3 protein-coding genes are annotated in these 1754 nt (G+C 47.9%); all 3 read left to right on the top strand.

All coding sequences use genetic code 11. The features are described from left to right. Positions 1–417 (top strand): PLP-dependent transferase (locus Q0614_RS03345; protein ID WP_298786518.1); only part of this gene is annotated, 417 nt, incomplete at its 5' end. Continuing rightward, positions 417–830 (top strand): Rrf2 family transcriptional regulator, encoded by a 414-nt coding sequence (locus tag Q0614_RS03350; protein WP_298786519.1) that lies wholly within the window; start codon positions 417–419, stop codon positions 828–830. The genes Q0614_RS03345 and Q0614_RS03350, both read left to right, overlap by 1 nt. A 9-nt stretch (positions 831–839) precedes the next feature. Then, a complete protein-coding gene (gene cysK / locus Q0614_RS03355; RefSeq protein ID WP_298786520.1) occupies positions 840–1754 on the top strand; it encodes a cysteine synthase A in 915 nt (304 codons plus the stop codon).

Genomic DNA, 1754 nt, shown 5'->3' on the forward strand with positions numbered 1-1754 from the left:
CTTGAAACACTGCCGCTTCGCATGCAAAAACACTCGCAAAACGCATTAAAGATAGCAGAATTTTTACAAAATCATCCGAAGGTAAAGCAGGTCAATTATCCGGGGCTTGCAAGCTCGCCGTTTAATGCCGCGATCAAAGCGAAATTTAAAGACGGCTATGCAAGCAGTCTGATGAGTTTCATCGTAGATAGCGAAGAAACAGCACTAAAGGCGGTTAGCAAGGTTAAAATTTTCTCCGTCGTAGCAAATATTGGCGATACGAAGTCGATCATCACTCATCCTGCGAGCACGACGCATTCGCAGCTAAATGAGGAGCAGCTAAACCGCGCTGGCGTGCCTGCGAGCTTAATCCGCCTAAGCGTGGGTATAGAGGACGCGAATGATTTGATTTCCGATCTTAGTGAGGCACTGAAATAATGGCACTTTTAAGCACAAAGGGCGTTTATGGGCTGGCTGCGATTTTGCAGATCGCCAAAGCTAGCGAAGTAGCGCCGATAAGTATAAAAGAGATCGCCGAGCGTACGGGAGTTTCTAAGAATTATTTGGAGCAAATTCTAAATACCCTTAGAAACGAAAAGCTAGTGTGCAGCATCAAAGGTAAAAACGGCGGTTATCACCTAGCCAGAGATGCTAGCGAGATTTCTTTCGGTGAAATTTTTACCGCTCTTGAGAAGGATCTGCGGATGACTAGCATTCAGATGAGTGATCCCGGACTGCGGGCGTTTTTTGAGAAATTTGACGTCAAGCTGGCAAAGATATTTAACGAGCCTCTAAGCAGCTACGAGGAGATGATGGCGCGAAGCGTCCAGTATTTAAATTTCAGCATTTAAAGGAAAAATATGAAAATAGCAAACGATGTTACGGAGCTCATCGGCAATACTCCGTTAGTCAGAATCAATACATTTGGCAAAAATGCCCTCATCTTAGCCAAGGCGGAATTTTTAAACCCAAGCCACTCGGTCAAAGATCGCATCGCATGGCAGATCGTAAAAGACGCACTAAGCTCGGGCAAAATCGATAAAAATAGCGTTTTGATAGAGCCTACCAGCGGAAACACGGGCGTAGGGCTTGCGATGATCGCAGCAAAGCTCGGTATGAAGCTAATTTTAACGATGCCAAGCTCGATGAGTATCGAGCGCCAAAAGCTCATAGCCGCATTCGGCGCTAAAATCGAGCTGACCGATCCGAAATTCGGAATGAAAGGCGCGGTAGATAGGGCAAATGAGCTGGCTGCGAGCACTCCAAATAGCTTCATCCCGAGCCAGTTTGATAACCCGAGCAATCCAAAGGCGCATTTTCAAAGCACTGGACCTGAAATTTGGGAGCAAAGCGGCGGCAAGGTAGATATTTTAGTCGCGGGATTTGGCACCGGTGGCACGCTCAGCGGCACGGCGAAATTTTTAAAATCTAAAAATCCAAATCTCAAAGCCTATGGCGTGGAGCCTGCTAGCTCGCCGCTTCTTACGTGCGGCAGTGCGGGTGGGCATAAAATTCAGGGCATCGGCGCAAACTTTATCCCTGATAATCTTGATAGAAGCGTCATTGACGGCTTTTTGAGCGTGGAAAACGACGATGCGTTCGCCGCGGCTAGACAGCTGGCGCAAAAAGAGGGCTTGCTCGTGGGTATCTCAAGCGGCGCGAACGTTTACGCAGCCGTGCAGATCGCTGCCAAGCCCGAGAACAAGGGCAAAGTGATCGTTACGATCCTCTGCGATACCGGCGAGAGGTATCTTTCTACCGAGCTTTTTAAATAG

The sequence above is a fragment of the uncultured Campylobacter sp. genome (assembly GCF_937997595.1).
Lineage (GTDB): Bacteria > Campylobacterota > Campylobacteria > Campylobacterales > Campylobacteraceae > Campylobacter_B.

Coding starts and splice junctions, on each gene's coding strand:
- cysK (WP_298786520.1), top strand. CDS start 840: ATGAAAATAGCAAACGATGTTACGGAGCTCATCGGCAATACTCCGTTA.
- Q0614_RS03350 (WP_298786519.1), top strand. CDS start 417: ATGGCACTTTTAAGCACAAAGGGCGTTTATGGGCTGGCTGCGATTTTG.